This window comes from Aquisalimonas sp. APHAB1-3 (genome assembly GCF_048323695.1).
Lineage (GTDB): Bacteria > Pseudomonadota > Gammaproteobacteria > Nitrococcales > Aquisalimonadaceae > Aquisalimonas.
In genome coordinates this window covers 1-20,660 of the sequence record NZ_JBLWFT010000018.1, presented here as the reverse complement: position 1 = coordinate 20,660, position 20,660 = coordinate 1, and the positions used below count along the sequence as shown (strand labels likewise).

The 20,660-nt window shown below is 66.9% G+C and carries 20 protein-coding genes; 7 read left to right on the top strand and 13 right to left on the bottom strand.

The window, feature by feature from the left end:
- Positions 1 to 9 precede the first annotated feature (9 nt).
- From ACNSTU_RS16480 to ACNSTU_RS16460, 5 genes are all read right to left on the bottom strand, one after another.
- Positions 10 to 831, bottom strand: coding sequence for a mechanosensitive ion channel family protein (locus ACNSTU_RS16480; RefSeq protein WP_290630935.1), 822 nt, complete (start codon positions 829 to 831; stop codon positions 10 to 12).
- Between the two features lie 92 nt (positions 832 to 923).
- Positions 924 to 1,724 (bottom strand): hypothetical protein, encoded by an 801-nt coding sequence (locus tag ACNSTU_RS16475; RefSeq protein ID WP_290630916.1) that lies wholly within the window; start codon positions 1,722 to 1,724, stop codon positions 924 to 926.
- A gap of 1 nt (position 1,725) precedes the next feature.
- Positions 1,726 to 2,151, bottom strand: coding sequence for a MaoC family dehydratase (locus ACNSTU_RS16470; protein ID WP_290630914.1), 426 nt, complete (start codon positions 2,149 to 2,151; stop codon positions 1,726 to 1,728).
- A 54-nt stretch (positions 2,152 to 2,205) separates the two neighbouring features.
- Positions 2,206 to 4,695, bottom strand: a complete 2,490-nt coding sequence (locus ACNSTU_RS16465) for an ABC transporter permease (RefSeq protein WP_418212722.1) — start codon at positions 4,693 to 4,695, stop codon at positions 2,206 to 2,208.
- Positions 4,692 to 5,378, bottom strand: a complete 687-nt coding sequence (locus tag ACNSTU_RS16460) for an ABC transporter ATP-binding protein (RefSeq protein ID WP_290630910.1) — start codon at positions 5,376 to 5,378, stop codon at positions 4,692 to 4,694. Before ACNSTU_RS16460 ends, ACNSTU_RS16465 begins: the two co-directional genes overlap by 4 nt.
- Positions 5,379 to 5,406: 28 nt before the next feature.
- Here ACNSTU_RS16460 and ACNSTU_RS16455 point away from each other — a divergent pair, with 28 nt between their 5' ends.
- Positions 5,407 to 6,006 carry an arylesterase gene (locus ACNSTU_RS16455; protein WP_290630908.1) on the top strand — a complete coding sequence of 200 codons (600 nt, stop codon included), beginning with the start codon at positions 5,407 to 5,409 and terminating at the stop codon, positions 6,004 to 6,006.
- 266 nt (positions 6,007 to 6,272) lie between these two features.
- Here the strand turns inward: ACNSTU_RS16455 and rdgC are convergent, their stop codons facing one another.
- The 4 genes from rdgC to ACNSTU_RS16435 all read right to left on the bottom strand — a co-directional run bounded on the left by rdgC (position 6,273) and on the right by ACNSTU_RS16435 (position 9,821).
- Positions 6,273 to 7,172 (bottom strand): recombination-associated protein RdgC, encoded by a 900-nt coding sequence (gene rdgC, locus ACNSTU_RS16450; RefSeq protein WP_290630906.1) that lies wholly within the window; start codon positions 7,170 to 7,172, stop codon positions 6,273 to 6,275.
- Between the two features lie 140 nt (positions 7,173 to 7,312).
- The gene (locus ACNSTU_RS16445) at positions 7,313 to 8,449 is read right to left on the bottom strand and encodes a 5-(carboxyamino)imidazole ribonucleotide synthase (RefSeq protein WP_290636915.1); all 1,137 of its coding nucleotides are present in this window, start codon (positions 8,447 to 8,449) and stop codon (positions 7,313 to 7,315) included.
- Complete coding sequence (purE, locus tag ACNSTU_RS16440) at positions 8,446 to 8,934, bottom strand: 5-(carboxyamino)imidazole ribonucleotide mutase (protein ID WP_290630902.1); 489 nt, start codon at positions 8,932 to 8,934, stop codon at positions 8,446 to 8,448. The genes ACNSTU_RS16445 and purE overlap by 4 nt, the downstream gene beginning before the upstream one ends.
- A gap of 65 nt (positions 8,935 to 8,999) precedes the next feature.
- Positions 9,000 to 9,821 (bottom strand): alpha/beta fold hydrolase, encoded by an 822-nt coding sequence (locus ACNSTU_RS16435; RefSeq protein WP_290630900.1) that lies wholly within the window; start codon positions 9,819 to 9,821, stop codon positions 9,000 to 9,002.
- A 141-nt stretch (positions 9,822 to 9,962) separates the two neighbouring features.
- Here ACNSTU_RS16435 and ACNSTU_RS16430 point away from each other — a divergent pair, with 141 nt between their 5' ends.
- Positions 9,963 to 10,205 carry a hypothetical protein gene (locus tag ACNSTU_RS16430; protein ID WP_290630898.1) on the top strand — a complete coding sequence of 81 codons (243 nt, stop codon included), beginning with the start codon at positions 9,963 to 9,965 and terminating at the stop codon, positions 10,203 to 10,205.
- 34 nt (positions 10,206 to 10,239) lie between these two features.
- On the opposite strand, the gene ACNSTU_RS16425 is transcribed toward ACNSTU_RS16430, so the two are convergent.
- Genes ACNSTU_RS16425 through ACNSTU_RS16415 form a run of 3 tightly spaced genes read right to left on the bottom strand, consistent with a single transcriptional unit; the run spans position 10,240 to position 13,134 of the window.
- Positions 10,240 to 11,064 carry an HDOD domain-containing protein gene (locus tag ACNSTU_RS16425; RefSeq protein WP_290630896.1) on the bottom strand — a complete coding sequence of 275 codons (825 nt, stop codon included), beginning with the start codon at positions 11,062 to 11,064 and terminating at the stop codon, positions 10,240 to 10,242.
- Between the two features lie 18 nt (positions 11,065 to 11,082).
- A complete protein-coding gene (locus ACNSTU_RS16420; protein WP_290630894.1) occupies positions 11,083 to 11,301 on the bottom strand; it encodes a DUF2835 family protein in 219 nt (72 codons plus the stop codon).
- Between the two features lie 39 nt (positions 11,302 to 11,340).
- Complete coding sequence (locus tag ACNSTU_RS16415; RefSeq protein ID WP_290630892.1) at positions 11,341 to 13,134, bottom strand: PHA/PHB synthase family protein; 1,794 nt, start codon at positions 13,132 to 13,134, stop codon at positions 11,341 to 11,343.
- A gap of 173 nt (positions 13,135 to 13,307) precedes the next feature.
- Between ACNSTU_RS16415 and ACNSTU_RS16410 the strand changes: the two genes are divergently transcribed.
- The 5 genes from ACNSTU_RS16410 to glpK all read left to right on the top strand — a co-directional run bounded on the left by ACNSTU_RS16410 (position 13,308) and on the right by glpK (position 19,184).
- A complete protein-coding gene (locus ACNSTU_RS16410; RefSeq protein ID WP_290630890.1) occupies positions 13,308 to 14,123 on the top strand; it encodes a class I SAM-dependent methyltransferase in 816 nt (271 codons plus the stop codon).
- A 110-nt stretch (positions 14,124 to 14,233) separates the two neighbouring features.
- Positions 14,234 to 15,001 (top strand): DeoR family transcriptional regulator, encoded by a 768-nt coding sequence (locus ACNSTU_RS16405; protein WP_290630888.1) that lies wholly within the window; start codon positions 14,234 to 14,236, stop codon positions 14,999 to 15,001.
- A gap of 111 nt (positions 15,002 to 15,112) precedes the next feature.
- A complete protein-coding gene (gene glpD / locus ACNSTU_RS16400; RefSeq protein ID WP_418212721.1) occupies positions 15,113 to 16,675 on the top strand; it encodes a glycerol-3-phosphate dehydrogenase in 1,563 nt (520 codons plus the stop codon).
- A gap of 101 nt (positions 16,676 to 16,776) precedes the next feature.
- On the top strand, positions 16,777 to 17,616 hold the full coding sequence (locus tag ACNSTU_RS16395; RefSeq protein WP_290630884.1) for an MIP/aquaporin family protein: 840 nt from the start codon (positions 16,777 to 16,779) through the stop codon (positions 17,614 to 17,616).
- A gap of 65 nt (positions 17,617 to 17,681) precedes the next feature.
- On the top strand, positions 17,682 to 19,184 hold the full coding sequence (gene glpK, locus ACNSTU_RS16390; protein ID WP_418212720.1) for a glycerol kinase GlpK: 1,503 nt from the start codon (positions 17,682 to 17,684) through the stop codon (positions 19,182 to 19,184).
- Between the two features lie 76 nt (positions 19,185 to 19,260).
- Here glpK and ACNSTU_RS16385 read toward each other — a convergent pair whose 3' ends face one another.
- Positions 19,261 to 20,169: an alpha/beta fold hydrolase gene (locus ACNSTU_RS16385; RefSeq protein WP_290630880.1), complete on the bottom strand. Its 909-nt coding sequence runs from the start codon at positions 20,167 to 20,169 to the stop codon at positions 19,261 to 19,263.
- Between the last annotated feature and the right edge of the window lie 491 nt (positions 20,170 to 20,660).

Sequence of the window (20,660 nt, the reverse complement as noted above, 5' to 3'; positions counted from 1 at the left end):
GGAGCAAGGTTACCCCTCTCGCCCCCCGACCTCTTGATCCTGATCATCATCGGGTGCGGCCTGCTGCACGGGGAATGGGCGGGTAGCACGGCCGGTGTAGAGGCTGACATGCGGGTAGGGAATCTCCACGCCGTGCTCGTCGAACGCCCTCTTGATCTCCAGCGGCAGGGTGTTGCGCAACTCGATGAAATTGTCCCTGACCGCCCACACCGACACCTGCAGATCCACCGACGAGCTGCCGAACCCCTGGAAGAAAATCTGCGGTTTCGGCTCTTCGAGACACAGCGGATTGGCATCCATGACGCCCTCCAGCACGGTCTTCACGCGACCAATGTCTTCCTTGTAGGCGACGCCCAGTTGCAGGTCATAGCGGCGGATGGGGAACCGCGAGTAGTTGGTGACCTGGGTCTTCACCAGCGTCTCGTTGGGCACGCGCACGAACAGGTTGTCGCGGGTGCGCAGCTTGACCGAGAGCAGGTCGATGGCCAGCACCTCGCCCATGGTGTCGCCAATCTGGACGAAATCACCGATCTGGAACGGCCGCTCGGCGATCAGGAACAGGCCGCTGATCAGGTTCGACGCCGAGGTCTGCGAGGCAAAGCCGATGGCCACGGTCAGAATGCCGGCCGCACCCAGCAGCACACCCAGACGGAATCCGAGCTGATGCAGCGCCGAGGCGATGACCAGGCCGAGGATCACGTAGAAGATCACCCGCCGGGCGATGGTGGTCTGGTGCAGATCCAGGCGAAGGCTCAACACCCGCGCCGCCGACCGCGACACCAGCCGCGCCAGCAGCCAGCCTACGGCGAGTATGATGACGGCCTGCACCATACCGGCCCAGTTGACAGCCAGGAACTGATCCCAGAGGGTTGCGCCGAACTCTCCCACCTACAGCTTCCTCCACACGTCAGTGTTGCGACCGCTCAGAACAGAGCGCTGAACGCCCGCACCAAGGTGTTGCGCTGGGGCGCTTCCCGCGGCTGGGCAATGATGGTGGCACCATCGGCCTCGGCAGGGGCTCCACGCCCCAGCTCCAGGTCGGCCAGGCCACCGTCGGCGCGCCGGGTCAACGTCACCTCCTCGCTCCAGAAGCGCCCGTCGCCATCACGATACAGGCTGAGGGTCGATACCGGCAGCCGCACTCGGTCCAGCAGCAGCGTATCGTCGCCGTGGTTGCGGATGACCAGGGGCGTGGTCGCCCGGTAGGGCAGGTGCGGGTGATCGGCGAGGTTCAGCCGGCACCGGCTGCGGGTGGCGTAGCAGACAATGCCTTCGCGGGTATTGTCGCCAAACCACGTATCGGACAGACGCATGCTCGGGAACTCGATCATCTGCCGTCGCGGCTCACCCGCAGACACCATCACCCAGAGCGGGTAGCTGAGGTACAGGCGCACCGTCTCCCCGGACGGGATGCTCAAAGGGGTCAGCGGTCGCGAGACAATCCCGCGATCCGGCAGGCGCACGCTGATGGTGAGGTCGGGGCTATTGCCGCCGAGCACGAAACGGTGCTCCTTGCGGTCCGCCGTTTCATTACGGACCTCTTCCCGCCGTTCCATGGTGACGGTGTCGGCATACAGGTCGCCATCGCTGTGCTCGCGCAGCATCCACTCCATGGGGCTGCGGTGGATGGTGAGCGACAGCGGGCCGACCACCAGTGCCAGCGTGGTATCCACCGGCACGGAGAAATCCCCGACCCAGGCATCCGGGCGCAGGCGTTCGGTCATGCTACTTCCCCCGGGACGGCACCATGAGTACGGCTTCCCCCGTGGTGACGGGCTTGTCGTCAACGTAGCAGGTGGTGGCGCAGGTGACGATGTTCTTGTCCGGCCGCAGGCCGGTGACCTCCACCCGGGCGATGACCCGGTCACCGATCCGGACAGGCGCCTTGAAGCTCAGGGTCTGGTTGAGATAAACCGCGCCGGGCCCGGGCAGCTTCATGCCCATGACCGCGGACAGATATGCACCGCTCAGCATGCCGTGGGCGATACGGGTGCCAAAGCGCGTTGTGCGGGCGTAGTCTTCATCCAGGTGGAGCGGATTGAAGTCGCTGCTCACGCCCGCGAAATTCACCAGATCCGCCTCCGCGACAGTCTTGGAAAACGACGCGTGCATCCCCAGTTCCAGCTCTTCGAAACGGTATCCGTCGGTCAACGATCAGCCTCCCTTTGGTGGACAACCAGACAATGACAGAAAACGGGCCGTGGCTCAGCCTTCATCCGCCTCCTGCAGCAGCCGCATCGGCGAGGCGCGGTAGAGTCGTCGCGTCGCCGCCAGCCCCGCCAGTGCGACCACCACCGCGCCGATCAATGCGCCAACCAGCGGCAGCCACGGGTTGAAGACGTAATCCAGCTCGAACAGCTGGCGCGCCATGACCACACCGGCGGTGGCCGCCCCGGCACCGGCCAGCAACCCGGCCACCGCGCCGAGCAACAGGAACTCGGTGGCCGCCAGGCGGCGGATCAGCACCCGGCGCGCGCCCATGGCCCGCAGCAGCGCGCTCTCGAACTGCCGCTCTTCCCGGGTGACCTGCAGCGCTGCCAGCAGCACCACCAGCCCCGAGAGCAAGGTGAGAAACGCCATCAGCTCCACCACGCGCGCCCCCTGGTCCATGATACCCCGCACCGTGTCGAGGATGGCCGTGACGTCAATCAGGGTGACACTGGGGTGCTGGCGCACCAGCTGCGCCAGCAGTGACGACTGCTCCGGTGGCAGGTAGAAGCTGGTGATGTACGTAGCCGGGGCATCGTCCAGCAGCCCGGGGGCGGCGGCGGCAAAGAAGTTCACGTTGAAGCTGTCCCACTGCACGGCGCGCAGGTTGGTAATGGGCGCGCTGTAGCGCTCGCCGGCGATGTCGAAGTGCAGGCTGTCACCCACGCCGACGCCGAGGCGCTCCGCCATCTCCTTTTCCAGCGAGAACTGCTCCGGGTCGGCCGGATCCGGCTCCCAGAAGGCGCCGGCCACCACGCGGTTGTCCTCCGGGAGCCGCTCCAGCCAGGAGAGATTGAACTCTCGCGCCACAAGGCGCTGGGTGCGCGGTTCGTCGTAGTCCGACGGGCGGATGTCCCGGTCGTTGATGCCCACGAGACGGGCCCGGACCATGGGATACACCGACGTCTCCACGCCGGCGTCGTCGAGCATGGCAGCGAGGTCGTCGGCCTCGTCCGGCTGGATATTGATGAGGAAGTAGTTGGCGGCGTCATCGGGCACGCCCCCCTGCCAGGTGGCCAGGAGATCGTTGCGCACCAGCGTCAGCAGCACCAGCGCCATCAGCCCGAGACCCAGCGCCATGATCTGGATGACCGCCGTCCACGGGCGACGGGTGAGGCCCGAGAGCAGCAGAGACGCACTGCCACGCCGGCCGCGCTGACGCCGCAGGAACCAGATCACGCCACCACCGGCCAGCGCCAGGGCAGCAAGCGTGCCCATGACGGCGCCGAAGACGTAGACACTGAGCAGCAGATCGCCCGCCTGCCACCACATCAGGGCGAAGACCGCGGCCAGGGCGAAGACGTAGATGCTGGCGCCACGGTAGACGTGATTGCCCAGGTCCCGGCGCAGCACCCGCAGCGGCGGCACGCGCTTGAGCCGGAGCACCGTGGGGATGGCGAAGCCCAGCAAGATCACCTGGGCTGCGAGAATGCCCACCGCGGCCGGCCGGGGCGACGGGGGCGGCAACGCAGGCAGGTAGTCGGCCAGCAGCTCCAGCATGGCCAGATGGACCAGGAACCCGAGCGCGGTACCGGCCACCGCGGCGAACAGGCCCAGCCAGATCATCTTCCAGGTCAGCATGGCGACGATCTGCCTCTGGGTGGCGCCCAGGCAACGCATCACCGCGACCCGATCCAGGTGACGGGCCGCGTAGCGGCGGATGGTCAGCAACATGGCAACACCCCCCACCACCACGGTGAGCAGCGCGCTCAGGCCGAGGAACCGCTCCGCGGCCTCCATGGCCTGGGCGACGCCGGGCTGCTCCTGCCCCGGGGCCTCCAGTGCCTGGTCGTCGCCGAGCCGGCGCTCCACCTGGCGCGCCCATTCGGCAACGTCACCGCTGTCGCCGGCCACCAGCAGGCGGTGTGTCACGCGGCTGGCCTCCTGAACCAGACCGGTGTCGGGCACGTCATCCAGGTGCATCATCACTCGCGGCGACAGGCTCTGGAAACCACCCCCGCGGTCGGGCTCCAGGAACAGAAGCTGGCTCAGGGTGAAGCGGCTGGCGCCCAGCTCCACCGCGTCACCGGGATCCAGACCGAGTTGCAGGAGCAGCCGCGGCTCGGCCCAGACCTCGCCGCGCGAGGGGATGCCGTCGACCGGCCGGGCGTCGGCGTCCGGGTCGCTGCCCACTTCAAGGCGGCCGCGCAGGGGGTAGCCATGGCTGACCGCCTTCACGGCAGTCAGCTGTGTTTCATCGCCGGCCAGTACGACACTGGTGAACTCCAGCGTGCGCGCGGTGGTCAGACCAAGCTCAAGGGCGAGGCTCTCCGGTTCGGGGCCGATGGCGGAGTTGCTCACCAGCGCCCGGTCGGCACCCAGCAGTTCGGCAGCGCGCCCCTCGGTGCCGGCGGCGACGCGATCCGCCAGCCAGGCCACCGCGGTAATGGCCGTGACCGCCAGCACCACGGCGGTGGCCAGCAGGCGCAGCTCACCGGCTCGCCAGTCCCGCCTGAGCAGGCGCAGCCCCTGGCGCGGCGCTCTCATGCGGCCACCAACTGGCCGCGATCCAGGTGCAGGGTACGGTGGCAGCGCGCCGCGAGCTGCGGGTCGTGGGTGACCACCACCAACGTGGTGCCGTGGGCCCGGTTGAGCTCGAACAGGAGATCCTGAATGCGCGCACCGGTGGTCTGGTCCAGATTACCCGTGGGTTCATCGGCGAACAGCACCCGCGGTTCGCCGACAAAGGCCCGGGCGATGGCGACGCGCTGCTGCTCGCCGCCGGACAACTGATTCGGGTAGTGCTCCATGCGCTCCGCCAGCCCGACCTGCTCCAGCGCCCGCCGCGCGGGCGTCTCCGGGTCTTTGCGGTTGGCCAGTTCCAGGGGCATCATCACGTTCTCCAGGGCGGTCAGCCCGCCCAGCAGGTGAAACGCCTGGAAAACGAACCCCACCTGCTCGCCCCGCACCCGCGCGCGCTGGTCTTCGTCCAGCGCGGTCAGTTCGGAGCGGCCGATGTGCACACGGCCTTCAGTGGGCATGTCGAGGCCGGCCAGCAGGCCGAGCAGCGTGGATTTTCCGGATCCGGAGGCGCCGAGAATCGCGAGCGTTTCTCCCTGCGCGATGGCAAGATCGATATCCTGAAACAAACGAATGTCACCATCGGGACCGCGGAAGACCATGCCGAGCCCTTCAGCACGAAGCACACTGCCGCTTGCACCTTCACCCATCACTCACACCCTCCTGCTGCGCCTCGCCGTGGCGGCGTTCCTGTTACTGGGCCTGGCCGGCGGGGTCGCCGCCGGCGACCGCACCATTCTCGTTCTCGGCGACAGCCTGAGCGCCGCCTACGGCATGGACCGCGACCAGGGCTGGGTTGCCCTGCTGGAGCAGCGACTGGCCGACGAAGAGCTGCCGTGGCGCACCGCCAATGCCAGCACCGGCGGTGACACCACGCGCAACGGCCTCAGCCGCCTGCCACAGGCCCTGGAACGCCACGAGCCGGCGATCGTCGTGGTCGCCCTGGGCGGCAACGATGGCTTGCGCGGCGTCAGTCCCGGGGAGATCGAGCGCAATCTGGAACGCATCGTGGAGACGGCCCGCGACGCGGGCGCCCGGGTTCTCATCGCCGGCGTCCGCATTCCCCCGAATTACGGCCAGGCCTATACTGAACGGTTTGCCCAGGCTTTCGCCAATGTTGCCACGGAATACGATCTGGCGCTGGTGCCGCGCATCCTCGACGGCGTCGCCGAGGATCCGGGCCTCATGCAGAGCGATGGCATCCACCCTGCCGCCGACGCCCAGCCCCGGATTCTGGACAACATCTGGTCGGAGTTGAGACCCATGCTGGCCGAGTAAGGTTCCCGGGGTCACCGGCAGAAACTCCGGGGGATGGTGGACCTGAAGGTCCACCCTACGGGGTCGGGCCCGGGTGCCGGGCGTGGTAACCGGGCGCTCGACGGTTGCGCGGTGGACCTGAAGGTCCACCCTACTCCCGGGGCGGCACAGTGCCCCAAGCTCGGCGTAGGGTGGACCTTCAGGTCCACCATGTGCGGGCGCTCCCGCCCGGGCACGGGCGTAGCCTTACCCCATGCGCGCGTTCAGGCGGCGGCGGTCGCCCGCGGTCACTCCTCGTTCAGTACGTCCAGCAGCCGCGGGATCAGACGCGCCAGCTCCAGGCTCATGATGGTGAAGTCGCTGTCGAAGCGCTCGGCGTCGGTGTTCGTCTCGGTCTCCGCACGCTCGTCCTGGACGGCGTCCAGAAACCGCAGGCGCTTGATGCTCATGTCGGCATCCAGCATGAAGCTGACGCGATCCTGCCAGGTCAGGGAGAGACGGGAGACCCGTTTGCCGGCCTTGATGTGGTTCTTGACCTCGGTGGAGGAGAGGTCGATGCGCTTGCAGCGGATCTCGCCCCCTTCCAGCTCCGGATCGACAAGCACGCATTCGTCGCCGAGGGCGAAGTCCGTGGGCAGGCTGTCGCGGGTGAGCCAGCGCGTCATCACCGACTGCGGCGCGGCATCCGGCTCCGCGGGTGCCACCGGCAGGGTGCCGAGCACATCGCGCAGGCGCTCGCTGAACTCCTCCGCCTTCTTCCAGTTGGCGGCGTCCACCAGCAGCCAGCCGTTTTTCGTGTCCACGTAGCCGAAGGTGCGCTTGCTGCGGCTGAACGCCCGCGGCAGCAGATCCAGCACGATCTCGTCCTTGAGGCGGTCCTTCTCCTTCTTGCGGACCTTGCGCGCCTCCTGTTCCTCAATCACGTGCACCCGCTCCTGCAGCGATTCACGGATCACGGCGGCCGGCATGAGCTTGCTCTCCTCCTTGAGTGCCAGCATCAGGCAGCCACCGGCAGGATGAACGAGTGGGGCGTGCCCCTCGCCCAGGGGCGGGCTCCAGCCACCGGATTCCATGTCCAGCCGGCCGCAGGGTTCGAACACGTCTCGGGCCAGACGCTCGTCCAGGGCCTCGGCATCGTGGGGGAAGTCCTGCTCCAGGACGTAGAGGCAGAGGTTCTTGAACCACATAGTGTGTTCCTTGTCGGTGTTGGGAGTCATGGGGTGGTGGACTGGATCGGGGTGGTGGACCTGAAGGTCCACCCTACGCCCGATTCATGCAACCAGGCCTGGCTCACGGGTAGGGTGGACCTTCAGGTCCACCATCGACGTTACCGCGTCAGGGCCGCCCGTGCGGCCAGGGCGCGCTGCCGGGCGTCATCGTGATCGCGACCGAATGCGACCATGTGCCCCATCTTGCGCCCCGGCTTGGCTTCGCTCTTGCCGTACAGGTGCAGCTTGACCTGCGGGTCGCCCAGGGCGGCCGACCAGTCGGGCTCGCCCGCGGCCCAGAGATCGCCGAGCAGATTGACCATGGCCGCCGGCCGCAGCAGTTCGGTACTACCGAGGGGCAGGCCGCACACGGCGCGCACCTGCTGCTCGAACTGGCTGGTGACGCTGGCATCGAAGCTGAAATGCCCGGAGTTGTGGGGGCGCGGCGCCAGTTCGTTGACCATCAGCTCGCCATCGGCGCGCAGGAAGAACTCCACGCACAGCACGCCCACCACGTCCAGCGCCTCGAGGATGCCGCGGGCGACGTCCACAGCGCGCTCGCGCACGGGAGCCGGCAGCGGCGCCTCCGGGACGGAGACATCGAGAATGTGGTCGCGGTGATCGTTGATGACCACGCCCCAGTGGGCAAAGCTGCCGTCGGTGCCGCGCGCGGCGACCACGGAGACCTCGCACTGGAAGTCCACCAGCGTCTCCAGCACCGCCGGGCCGCTGCCGATACTCTCCCAGGCGGCATCCACTTCAGCCGCGTCGCGGATCACCGCCTGCCCCTTGCCGTCATAGCCGAAACCGGCGGTCTTGAGCACGGCGGGCAGGCCGAGGGCAGCGATGGCACCGTCCAGCGCCTCGCGGGAGTCCACGTCCCGGAACGGGGTCACCGGGAAGCCGTGGCCGTTGAGAAACCCTTTCTCGCGGCTGCGATTCTGGCACACGTGCAGCACCTGCCCGGCCGGCCGCACCGGCGCGTAACGCTCGGCGCACTCGGTGGTTGCCGCAGGCACGTTCTCGAACTCGAAGGTGAGCACATCCACACCGCGGGCGAAGTCGGCGACGGCGTTGAGGTCGTCATACTCGGCCGTCACTTCGCGATCGGCAAGATGGCCGGTTGGTGTGTCGGCACCGGGTGACAGGGTGTGCACGCGATAGCCGAGCCGGCGCGCCGCCGAGGCGGTCATCCGCCCGAGCTGGCCGCTGCCGAGAATGCCGATGATGGCGCCGGGGAGAATGGCCTCGCTCACGGCAGGGTGTCCTCCATGACTTTCTGCGCCTGTGCGCGCCGGAAGCCGTGCAGTTTCTCCCGCAGCTCCGGCCGGCTGTTGGCGAGAATCGAAACCGCCAGCAGCGCGGCATTCTTCGCCCCTGCGGTGCCGATGGCCAGCGTGGCCACGGGCACGCCGCCGGGCATCTGCACGATGGAATACAGGGAGTCGATGCCTTTCATGGTCCGGCTCTCCACCGGCACACCAAGCACCGGCACGGTGGTCTGGGCGGCGACCATACCGGGCAGGTGAGCGGCGCCGCCGGCACCGGCGATGATCACTTCCAGGCCGCGCCCTTCCGCCTCGGCGGCGTACTGGGCCATCCACTCAGGGGTCCGGTGCGCGGAGACGATCCGGCACTCGTGGGCCACCCCGAACTCGGTCAACGTCTCGTCGGCGTGGATCATGGTGTCCCAGTCCGACTTGCTGCCCATGATCACGCCCACCAGCGGCTGTTCACTCATATCTGCATCCGTTCGCGGAAAAAACCAGAGATTCTAGCACCTCACGGCGCACAAACAGAGTGCCCTCAATCGCCCGCAAATACGCGGACATTCTCGAGAAACCCGGGCAGGTCGTCCTGATGTGGCGAGTGCCCCGCCAGAGCGTGTACCCGCAGGCGTGAACCCGGCGTGTGACGGTGTACGTAGCGAGCCACGTCCAGCCCGTAAAAACTGCGGGCACCAAAGACGAGCAGTGTGGGAACCTCCACCCGCTCCACTTCCGCACGGTAGTCGCGCCGGGAGAAGTGCTCCCAGCAGCGAACCCAGGGTTCCGGGTCGAGGGCTTCCAGACGCTGCCGGCGCGTCTCGCGGAACATGGCCTCCAGCCGCGCCGCACCACTGCCCGGCTCCACCTGACGCCCCCGGGTGATGAACGCCATGGTCGTGCCGACGAAATCCCTGCGCAGTTGCTCGATGAAGACTTGATTCTCGGCCTCGCTGAACGACCCGAACAGCCCCAGCGACCAGTCCGCATCGGTGAGCAGGCGCGGAGACTGGTCGACCAGACAGAACCGGCCGATGCCGTCGCAGCCGAACTGGCGCACGTACTCCCAGCAGGTCAGCGCACCCATGGAGTGACCCAGCACCAGCGGCGCCTGCAGGTCGAACGCCTGAATCAACGCCCGCAGGTCGGCTGCGAGCGCATCAATCCCCGTGACCTTCGGGTCAAAATAGGGCCGCGCTTCCCAGACATAACAGGTCCGGTCCCGGGCCAGACGCTGGACCACGGGATACCAGTCGGTGTAGGCGCCGAGCCAGCCGGGAACAACCACCAGCGGCGGGCCGGTGCCCAGTACCCGCACCGGCAGGCGCAGACCGTCATGGCTCTGAAAACTGTGCTCGCGCATCGCTGCCGCTGCCGCTGAAACGGGCCGCCGATTATGGGCAGGGTGGCCGGCGGGGGCAAGAGACCGTGACGCAGGTCACACCGGCAACGCAAGGGGGTGGTAGACTGCGAGCATCTCACGGGTGTGTTCAATGGAGGCACCATGGATATTGCCAGCGCGTTTTACTCTGCCACGGCCGGGCTGCAGCGGGCCGATCAGGAAATGCAGCGCAACGCGGAAACGGTGGCGCGGGTCACTGCCGGCACGGAGGAGAACGAGGACCTCAACACGGCCCTCGTGGAATCCACCCAGAATGAGACGCTTGCGCGCGCATCGGTGAACACCGTGCAAAGCGTCGATGAAGCGGAGCAGACACTGGGCCGGAACCTGGACACCGAAGCCTGATCCCCTTCCGGCGGGCCATTCCCTGCCGCCGGCGTCATGCGGCGCCGGCAACCTCCTCCGCAAACGTGCTGAGTTGCTCGTCTTCGCGACGGCAACTCATGCCGATGTTGTTCAGCTTCGGCTCGGAGATGCCGCGCAGAATTCGGCGCGTCGGCCGATCCTCGTAACCCGCCCGGTACCACTCGACGCAGGCTCCCACCATGTCGGTCAGGCGCCCCCAGTCACCCTGGTAATCGGGGTCGGCATGGTGTGCAACCACGGCCACCAGCGGTTCCGGAAGGTCCCAGGTGGACAACAGGCGACTACCGGACTCGTAGTGATCAAAGCCCAGCTCGCGCAACTCCCGCTCCGCGACGCTGGTCTCGTCGCGATCATCGGCGGTCAGGACACGCTGCATGGCGTCAGGGAAGACGTAGGCGTTGGCGAGAACGCCAACATTGTGAAGCAGCCCCGCCAGATACCCGGCCGCCGTCTCGGTCTCCAGCGGCACATAGTTGCCCAGCTTGCTGGCACAGAGCGCCACGTTCATGCTCGCCCGCCAGAAACGGCCCTGGTCGAAGGCCGGGCAGGCGCTGGACTGGAACTGCGCACTCAGCAGCGTCGTCGTGGCAAGCACCCGCACCCGGTTGAGACCCAGCCGCACGGCTGCGTCGTCGACGCTGTAGATGGGCTGATACCCGGTGAAGAAGGCGGCATTGGCGGCAGAGACCACACGGCCGCTGGTGCCGGGGTCCATGGCGAGGGCGGCCGCGACATCAGGCAGGGGGGCGTCCTTGTCGTTCACCACTTTGAGGATGTCCTGCACGAAACGGGGCAACGTGGGGAGTTCCTCGATCTTGTCCAGATCCTGCTGTGCCATTGTCACCTGCCAGGGACGTTACAGACGTTGCAGCCGCTCGAAACGGCCCGATTCGTCATAGTAAAGCCGAAATCGGCCGTGCACGCCGTCGTGGTTCACAAAAGCGCGAAGCTGATTCGCCGGGAATTGCACCCAGATGCCATCGTCGCTACAGACCACGACCTGGCTGCTGTAACCGGCATAGTAGACCAGCATATCGTCGCGCGAGACGTTGAGCGTGAATTCGACCGTTGCCACGCCGGTATCTTACACGTTCCCGGAGCGCCGCAAAGCCGATCAGGCCTCTTCCCGAACGTAGCCCCCCGGCGCGTCCTCAATCACGGACAGCGCCCCGTCACCCGGTTGCCGCGCGGCAACCGTCTCCGACTCCTGGCCGGCGAGCCACCGCTCCCACTCCGGCCACCAGGACCCGGGCGCCCACTCGGCGCTGTCCAGCCATTCGGCGGCGGTGCCGGGCGTGTTGTCACCCACCCAGTAACCGTATTTCTCCCGCGAAGGGGGATTGATGATACCGGCGATGTGGCCCGACCCGCCCAGGATGAACCGCGGCCGGCCGCCAATCAGGTGCACGCCCTCGTAGCAGGTCTTCCAGGGCGCGATGTGGTCTTCCCGGGCCGAGACGAAGCAGCTGGGAATGTTGATCTTGCCCAGATCGATGGGCACACCGTCCAGCTCGATCCCGCCGGGCTCACGCAGGCGATTCTCCTGGTACATGTTGCGCAGATAGAAGGTGTGCATCTGCGCAGGCATGTTGGTGCAGTCCTGGTTCCAGTACAGCAGGTCGAACGGAAACGGATCGTCGCCCTTGAGGTAGTTGTTGATGAAAAACGACCAGATCAGGTCGTTGGCACGCAGGGTCGCCATGGTCGTGGCCATGGCCCGCCCTTCAAGAACCCCCTGACTGCCCATGCGGCGCTCCAGATTCTGGAGCTGCTCTTCGTCGATGAAGATCTCCAGCTCCCCCGGCTCGGAGAAGTCCAGCATGGCGGTGAAGAAGGTGATGCTCCTGATGCGCGCATCCTTGTTCGCCGCCATGTACGCCAGAGTCGCCCCCATGAGCGTGCCGCCCAGGCAATAGCCGACGCAGTTGACGTCACGCTCGCCGGTCGCCTGTTCGATGGCATCCACAGCCGCCAGCGGCCCCTCCACCATGTAGTCAGCAAAAGTCTTGTCGGCGTAATCGCTGGAGGGATTCTTCCAGGAGATCACAAACACGGTATGCCCCTGATCCACCATGTACTTGATCATGGAGTTCTTCGGCTGAAGGTCCAGGATGTAGTACTTGTTGATCCACGGAGGCACGAACAGCAGCGGCCGCTTGTAGACCTGATCGGTGGTCGGCGTGTACTGGATGAGCTGGATCAGCTCGTTCTGGTACACCACCTTGCCGGGGGTAATGGCCAGATTGTGGCCCACCTCGAAGGCCTCGGTGTCGGTCATGCTAACCCGCAGCTTGCCCTGACCCGCGGCCAGGTCGTCGAGCAGGTTGCGCAGCCCCCGCAGGAGGTTCTGCCCGCCGGTCTCGACGGTCTTCTCCAACACCTCCGGATTCGTTGCGACGAAATTGGTGGGTGACAGGGCATCCACGAACTGCCGGGTGTGGAAGTCCACCTTGCGCGCCGTCTGCTCGTCGAGCCCCTCTACATTGCGCACCGTGGAGTGCACGTAGTCCGCCGCCAGCAGATAGGATTGCTTGATGAAATCGAAAATGGGGCTGTCTTCCCAGGCGTCATGACTGAACCGCTTGTCGCCCCGCTCCGGGTCGATCACCGACTCGCGGTTCTGCCCCAGGAACCGCATGGTGGTGTTGTTCACCAGCTGTGCGTAGTCCTGCCAGAAGGCGATCTGCGACTGGGCAAGCTGCATCGGATTGGAGACCATCCGCGAGGCGAGCTGCTGGAACAGTCCGGACATGTGCAGGGCGTCATCAAGATCAATGTGATGCGCCGACTGCTCGCGGGTCACGAACTCGTTGACAAGCTCCTGGCTGCGGGTCGTGATATCCACCAGGGTGCGGGAGAGCTCCTGGGGGTCCAACGTGGATGTGGGATCAAACTGTTTCTCGACCATGAACGTCGACCTCGAAAGCCGCCGGGTATGCCGGCCGAAGGAGCGCCGCCGCCCGGGGAAGACAGCCCCAGCGCGCCGGAACCGGCGCTTGCGCGCGCTTGCAGGTATCTTACGGCACACCGGCAGGGCACTCAACTGGAATCGAGTCGACGCATAGCCCACAGGATATTGATTTGAAAGATTTTTCCGAAAAACCCAGCGACACAGAACAACGGTGTTACGTCACACACGACGGTACACCGGACGCTGGCACGGCGGCAGCCGCCCTGGCCCACCGCTGGAATCTGCCGCAGGAACGGGCTGAAACCCCGGCCGGATTGCGGCTGGTGGTGGGCGCCACCGCGGTGACGCTCACGGACAGTCGCGAGGGCAGACCCGGCGGCATCCGGGTGGATTTCCTGGAGCCACGCTTCCTGCAACGCCTGCAGCAGGCGGGGCCGTCCCGGGAGCCGCTGGCGCGGGCCGTGGGCGCACGGCGCGGCGACCGCCCTTTGGTACTGGACGCAACCGCCGGCCTGGGCCAGGACGCCGCCATTCTCGCCATGATCGGCTGCACGGTCACGCTGGTGGAGCGCTCCCCGGTGCTGGGCGCCCTCCTGGAAGACGGTTTGGCGCGGGCGCAACGCGATGCGCGCACGCAAACCATGGCCGAACGAATGCAGCTCGTCAGCGCCGACAGCAGCGACTATCTGACCGGCCTGCAGACGGCCGAAAGGCCGGACGTGGTCTACCTTGACCCGATGTATCCGCACCGCCGCACCGGCGGCAAATCCGGCAAGACAATGCAGCACCTGCAGGCGCTGCTTGGCCCGCCCGGCGACGCCGGCCCGCTGCTGTCCCCGGCACTGTCCACGGCACGGCGGCGCGTGGTCGTCAAACGCCAGCGCCGCGGCGCGGCGCTGGCGGGAGCCCCCCCCGATCTCACCGTCGGCGGCAGCAGCACCCGCTTCGACGTCTACCTGCGAGCGCCGGAAACCAATGGCACCTAACCGCGCCGGGACAGACCCGGACAGACCCCGACCCGTTCGGTACCATGACCCCAGAACCCATACCACCGTATTTTCACATTCGAAAAAGGCCGAACCACCGCGAGGCAGCGATGCACGATCTCACCCACCGCCAGGAACGCATCATGGAACGGGTCAGAAAGGAGGGCTTCGTGGCCATCGACGGCCTTGCCGACGAATACGCGGTTACGCCCCAGACCATCCGCCGGGACATCAACCAGCTCTGTGCCGCGGGCCTGCTGCGGCGCCACCACGGCGGTGCCGGCCTGCCGTCGAGCGTGGAGAACGTGGCCTACCGCGCCCGCAAGGTCATGCAGCTCGAAGCGAAACAGGCGATCGCCCGCACACTGGCCGCTCAGGTCCCGGACCAGGCCTCGCTGTTCATCACCCTGGGCACCACCAACGAGGAGATCGCCAAGGCGCTGCTGCAGCACGACGGCCTGCGCATCATCACCAACAACCTGAACGTCGCCACCATACTCACCAACAATCCCACCTTCGAGATCATCCTGGCCGGGGGCGTGGTGCGGCCTCGGGACCGCGGCATCACCGGCGAGGCCACCATCGACTTCATGCGCCAGTTCCGGGTCGACTACGGCATTACCGGCATCTCCGGGATCGACGCCGACGGTACGCTGCTCGACTTCGATTACCGCGAAGTGCGGGTGGTGCAGGCCATCATGGCCCAGGCGCGCCAGTTCTGGCTGGCTGCCGACTACAGCAAGTTCGGCCGCAGCGCCATGGTCGAACTCGGCCATCTGCGCGAGCTCGACGCCCTGTTCACCGACCGTCAGCCCCCGGGCGAGTGGCTCCAGCAGCTGCGTGAGGCCCAGGTGCGGATCTTCACACCGGACACCTGACCACTTTCCAACGCGACCCCCGTTCGTCCGTCAACATTTGTTTTCGCATTGTGCTCGATTTTGTTCGTGCTATGTTCATTCGAACATTCTCACGAAAAACACGAACCGCACATGACAAATGAAAACAGCAGCTACGATCTGGTCGTAGTCGGAGGAGGCATCAACGGGGCGGGGATTGCGCGGGATGCGGCGGGCCGGGGCCTGCGGGTACTGCTCTGCGAGCGAGACGACATCGCGGCACACACGTCCTCCGCCAGCACCAAGCTCATCCACGGCGGCCTGCGCTACCTCGAACACTACGAGTTCAGCCTGGTGCGCAAGGCACTCAGGGAGCGCGAGGTGCTGCTCAAGGCAGCGCCCCACATCATCTGGCCGATGCGCTTCGTCATGCCGCACACACGCTCCCTGCGGCCCCGCTGGATGATTCGCGCAGGCCTGTTTCTCTACGACCACCTGGGAGGTCGCAGCCGCCTGCCCGGCTCCCGGAGCGTCAAGCTCGCCTTCGATCCCGCCGGGCAGCCGCTGCGCCCGGAGTTCACGGACGGCTTCGCCTACTCCGACTGCTGGGTGCAGGACTCGCGACTGGTGGTCCTGAACGCCCTCGACGCCGCCGAGCGCGGCGCCGAGGTGCTTACGCACACCGCGTGCGTCGGCGCCCGGCGCGACGACGACCTCTGGACGGTCGCGTTGCAGGATCAGCACTCCGGAGCGAACTGCAGCGTCCGCGCCCGCGCGCTGGTCAACGCGGCCGGCCCCTGGGTGAGCCGCTTCCTGGAGTCCGTCACCGGCAGAAGCGAGCACGCCGACGGCAAACATGTGCGGCTGGTGAAGGGCAGCCACCTGGTGGTACCGAGGCTGTTTGAGCACGATCAGGCCTACCTGCTGCAGAACGACGACCGCCGGGTGATCTTCGTCATCCCCTACGAACACGACTACACCCTGATCGGCACCACCGACGAGACCTTCGAGGGCGACCCGCGCAGCCTGTCTATTTCGGACGCGGAAACGGAATACCTCTGCGACACCATCAATCACTACTTCAAGCGTGCCGTCACCCCGGCAGACGTCGTGTGGAGCTACGCCGGCGTGCGACCGCTGTACGACGACGCGGCGGCGGACGCCTCGGCAGTCACCCGCGACTACGTCCTGGATCTGGACGCCGATGGCGGACAGGCGCCACTGCTGTCGGTGTTCGGCGGCAAGATCACCACCTACCGCACGCTGGCCGAAGACGTGCTGGCACAGCTTGCCGGGCCACTCGGCCTCACCGCCCGCCCGTGGACGGCGACGGAGGCGCTCCCCGGAGGCGACATTCCCGCGGCCGACTTCGACGCGTGGCTGGCGGGGCTCGCCAACGACTACCCCTTTCTGCCGCCGGACCTGCTGTGGCGCTACGCCCGGAACTACGGCACCCGCATGCGCGCGCTGGTGGGTGAGGCGCAGTCGCTGACCGACCTGGGGGAGCACCTCGGCGACGGCATGTACACAGCGGAACTGGATTACCTGATTCGGTACGAGTGGGCCCGGACCGCGGACGACGCGCTCTGGCGGCGTTCGCGCATGGGTCTGCACGTCTCCGAAGCCACCAGGCAGGCAATCGATGCCTGGTTCTCGCAGCGCGGTGCACCGGAGCAACAGGGATTATCCCGGGAGGCTCACCAAGCGGCGCGCTGATACCAACCTGAAGACCTGCACAGCCAGCACGGAATCCACGAGAGCGGACCAAGACGCCCGCCATATCCGTGCTGGTTCGTCATATGGAGGAGGAGTAAGGCATGACACCGTTTATCGGCGAAATCATAGGGACCATGATTCTCATCATCTTCGGCGGCGGCGTGGTGGCGGGGGTCCTGCTGAACCACTCCAAGGCCCAGGCCGGTGGCTGGATCGTCATCACCGCCGGCTGGGGCATGGCAGTGGCGCTTGCCATCTACGCAGTGGGCGACATCAGCGGCGCCCACATCAACCCGGCGGTGACAGTCGGGCTGGCGGCCATCGGCGAGTTCCCCTGGGCCAGCGTACCCGCCTATATCGTGGCGCAGATGATCGGCGCCTTCATCGGGGCCTGTGTGGTCTTTCTGGCCTACTATCCCCACTGGGCGGCAACGGATGATGCCGGCGCTAAACTGGGCGTCTTCAGCACCGATCCGGCGATTCCCCACACGCCGGGTAACCTGCTGTGCGAGATCATCGGTACCTTCGTGCTGGTCCTGGCGATTCTTTTCATTGGCGCCAACGAGTTCACCGAAGGGCTGAACCCGCTGATCGTGGGGCTGCTGATTTTCGCCATTGGGCTCTCTCTGGGCGGACCCACCGGCTACGCCATCAACCCGGCAAGGGATCTCAGCCCGCGTATCGCCCACTTCGTACTGCCCATCGTGGGCAAGGGCGGTTCCAACTGGCAGTACGCCTGGATTCCGGTGATCGGCCCACTGATTGGCGGCGTCTGCGGCGGGCTGTTCTACGCTTTCGTTTTCGAACAGGGCAGCCCAACCGCGCTGATCATCGCCTTCGCGGTGCTGGGGGCGTGCATTCTCGCGGCGTTCACCGGCCTGCAGCAGGCCCCCGCCGTGAGCGCTCGCGCCGCGTCGGACGAGCGCGACGGCGGCTCCTGAGTCCCGCGGGGGAACCTGGACGACTGCAACGAAATCAATAATGTGGAATACGGAGGAGTGAGATCATGGACAAGCAATACATCCTGGCCTTCGACCAGGGCACAACCAGCTGCCGGGCCATCCTGTTCGACCGCGACGCCCATATCGTCGGCGTCGCCCAGAAGGAGTTCAACCAGTACTATCCGGAGCCCGGCTGGGTGGAGCACGACGCCATGGAGATCTGGGGCGCCCAGATGGGTGTCGCCCGCGAGGTGCTGGAAACCCAAGGCGTGAAGCCCTCGCAGGTGGCCGGCATCGGCATCACCAACCAGCGCGAGACCACCGTCGTGTGGGACAAGGAGACCGGCCGGCCGGTGCACAACGCCATCGTCTGGCAGGACCGTCGCACCGCCGCGCTGTGCGACGACCTGAAGGCCCGCGGCCTGGAGGAGCACATCCGCGACACTACCGGCCTGGTGGTGGACGCCTACTTCTCCGGCACCAAGATCCGCTGGATCCTGGACAACGTGGAGGGTGTCCGTGAACGGGCGGAGCGCGGCGAGCTGCTGTTCGGCACCATGGACACCTGGCTGGTCTGGAACCTCACCCGCGGCGAACGCCACGTCACCGATTACAGTAACGCCTCGCGGACACTGCTGTATGACATCCGCGAGCTGGACTGGGACGAACGGATGCTTGAAGAACTGGGTATTCCCCGCTCCATGCTCCCGGACGTGCGCCCCTCCAGCGAGGTATACGGGCATACCGGCAAGGAGATGTTCGGTGGTGCCCAGGTGCCCATTGCCGGCATCGCCGGTGACCAGCAGGCGGCGCTGTTCGGCCAGACCTGTTTCGACAAGGGCATGGTGAAGAACACCTACGGCACCGGCTGCTTCCTGCTCATGAACACCGGCGAGACGCCCGTGCCGTCGAAGTCCGGCCTGCTCACCACCATCGGCTGGGGGCTGGACGGCAAGGTGGAGTACGCCCTGGAGGGCGCGATCTTCATCGCCGGCGCGGCGGTCCAGTGGCTGCGGGACGAGCTCAAGCTCATCGACTCCGCCGAAGACTCGGAGTACTACGCCAGCAAGGTGCCCGACTCCGGTGGCGTCTACGTGGTGCCGGCCTTCGCGGGGCTCGGCGCGCCCTACTGGGACATGTACGCCCGCGGCGCCATCTTCGGCCTCACCCGCGGCACGCGCAAGGAGCACATCACCCGTGCGACGCTGGATTCACTGGCCTATCAGACCAAGGACGTCATCGACGCCATGCAGGCGGACTCCGGCATCACCCTGAAGGCCCTGCGCGTGGACGGCGGTGCCGTGGCCAACAACGTGATGATGCAGTTCCAGGCGGACATGCTGGGGGTCAACGTGGAGCGCCCGCAGGTCACCGAGAGCACCGCGCTGGGTGCGGCCTACCTGGCGGGCATCGCCGTGGGTGTGTGGACCAAGGACGAAGTGGTCAGCAAGGGCGCCCTGGACCACACCTTCACCCCGGACATGGACCCGGCCGTGCGCGAGCAGCGCTACAAGGGCTGGAAGAAGGCCGTGCGCCGGACCATGCACTGGGAGAAGGACGAGGACTGACCCGCACCCGCCCGGCACCGATGGATGGTGCCGGGCGGCATGCCCTTCCACGGCCGCTCCTTCGTTAGGACAGGGCTCAGCGCCCGCCGGTGACCCGTTGCCCCGGCCCCGCGCCGGACACCACAGCCCGCCCCAGGAACTCCCGCACCGAGTCCAGGAAGATGTCGTTGCCGTCACCCGCAACCATGTGGCTGGCGTCGCTGACGTTCACATACTCCGCATGCGGGCAATCCGCGAGAAACGCCCGCGCACCCGCTTCGCTGAGCACATCGGAGAGCGCACCACGGACCAGCAGCGTCGGCACCCGGAGCTGTCGGGCCCCGTTCTCCAGTCGCTGACGGCGCATCTCGAAATCCCGGCGTACCTGAAGAAAGGCCGGATCCCAGTGCCAGTAGTAGCGGCCGTCGCTACCCTGGCGCACGTTCTTGGCCAGCCCTTCCGGGTTGGCACTGCGGCGACGATGGGGCTGATAGCCCTGGATCGCCTCGGCGACTTCATCCAGGCTGGCGAAGCCGTCGGCATGGCGCTGCATGAACGCCATGATCCGGGCGACGCCGTCGTGCTCCATCTGAGGCGCAATGTCCACGAGCACCAGCGCGGAGACGTCGGCCCGCCGCTCGCCGGCGGCCAACAGACCCACACCGCCACCCATGGAGGCGCCCACCAGCGCCGCGGGGCGATCACCGAAAGCGCGGATCATGGCGTTGAGGTCATCCACCATGACGCCCTGTTCATACCCGCCTTCACCGGCCCAGTCCGAATCACCATGGCCACGGGCGTCGAAGGCAACGGCCCGGTAGCCCGCTGCCCCCAGGGCTTCCCCGGCCCCCTTCCAGGCATGACGGGTCTGGCCACCGCCGTGCAGCAGCATGACCAGCGGCGCATCCGGATCGCCCCAGGCGTCGGCCGCCAGACGCAGTCCCGCATCCGTGTCGATGGTATACATGGGCTCCGGCGTCCCCGGAAGTCGCTGTCCCGCGCTCATGCCGTGGCGGCTCCTGTTCTGGTGATGGTGGACCTGGGAGGGTCCACCCTACCGTGGTTTTGGGGCCCGTGCATGGAGCGGGGCGAAACCTCCGGTGGACCTGAAGGTCCACCCTACGGATGCCGGAATGCCGGAATGCCGGATGCCGGAATGCCGGAATGCCGGAATGCCGGAATGCCGGAATGCCGGAATGCCGGAATGCCGGATGCCGGATGCCGGATGCCGGATGCCGGATGCCGGATGCCGGATGCCGGATGCCGGATGCCGGATGCCGGGTGCCGGGTGCCGGGTGCCGGGTGCCGGGTGCCGGGTGCCGGGTGCCGGGTGCCGGGTGCCGGGTGCCGGGTGCCGGGTGCGCGGGGCGCGGGGCGCGGAGGGCGTAGGGTGGACCTTCAGGTCCACCACCCCCGCCCAGGCACCGCCGCTACAACCACTCCGCCGGCATGGCCCCGACCGCATCATCCCCGGCCAGCACCGCCGGCAGCAGCGCT

What these genes read in the sequence shown, in the direction of transcription:
- ACNSTU_RS16395 (WP_290630884.1), top strand. Translation starts at nt 16,777, where the DNA reads ATGACACCGTTTATCGGCGAAATCATAGGGACCATGATTCTCATCATC.
- glpD (WP_418212721.1), top strand. Translation starts at nt 15,113, where the DNA reads ATGACAAATGAAAACAGCAGCTACGATCTGGTCGTAGTCGGAGGAGGC.
- ACNSTU_RS16465 (WP_418212722.1), bottom strand. Translation starts at nt 4,695, where the DNA reads ATGAGAGCGCCGCGCCAGGGGCTGCGCCTGCTCAGGCGGGACTGGCGA.
- ACNSTU_RS16425 (WP_290630896.1), bottom strand. Translation starts at nt 11,064, where the DNA reads ATGGCACAGCAGGATCTGGACAAGATCGAGGAACTCCCCACGTTGCCC.
- ACNSTU_RS16475 (WP_290630916.1), bottom strand. Translation starts at nt 1,724, where the DNA reads ATGACCGAACGCCTGCGCCCGGATGCCTGGGTCGGGGATTTCTCCGTG.
- ACNSTU_RS16480 (WP_290630935.1), bottom strand. Translation starts at nt 831, where the DNA reads ATGGTGCAGGCCGTCATCATACTCGCCGTAGGCTGGCTGCTGGCGCGG.
- purE (WP_290630902.1), bottom strand. Translation starts at nt 8,934, where the DNA reads ATGAGTGAACAGCCGCTGGTGGGCGTGATCATGGGCAGCAAGTCGGAC.
- ACNSTU_RS16430 (WP_290630898.1), top strand. Translation starts at nt 9,963, where the DNA reads ATGGATATTGCCAGCGCGTTTTACTCTGCCACGGCCGGGCTGCAGCGG.
- ACNSTU_RS16415 (WP_290630892.1), bottom strand. Translation starts at nt 13,134, where the DNA reads ATGGTCGAGAAACAGTTTGATCCCACATCCACGTTGGACCCCCAGGAG.
- ACNSTU_RS16405 (WP_290630888.1), top strand. Translation starts at nt 14,234, where the DNA reads ATGCACGATCTCACCCACCGCCAGGAACGCATCATGGAACGGGTCAGA.
- ACNSTU_RS16435 (WP_290630900.1), bottom strand. Translation starts at nt 9,821, where the DNA reads ATGCGCGAGCACAGTTTTCAGAGCCATGACGGTCTGCGCCTGCCGGTG.
- ACNSTU_RS16460 (WP_290630910.1), bottom strand. Translation starts at nt 5,378, where the DNA reads ATGGGTGAAGGTGCAAGCGGCAGTGTGCTTCGTGCTGAAGGGCTCGGC.
- ACNSTU_RS16385 (WP_290630880.1), bottom strand. Translation starts at nt 20,169, where the DNA reads ATGAGCGCGGGACAGCGACTTCCGGGGACGCCGGAGCCCATGTATACC.
- rdgC (WP_290630906.1), bottom strand. Translation starts at nt 7,172, where the DNA reads ATGTGGTTCAAGAACCTCTGCCTCTACGTCCTGGAGCAGGACTTCCCC.
- glpK (WP_418212720.1), top strand. Translation starts at nt 17,682, where the DNA reads ATGGACAAGCAATACATCCTGGCCTTCGACCAGGGCACAACCAGCTGC.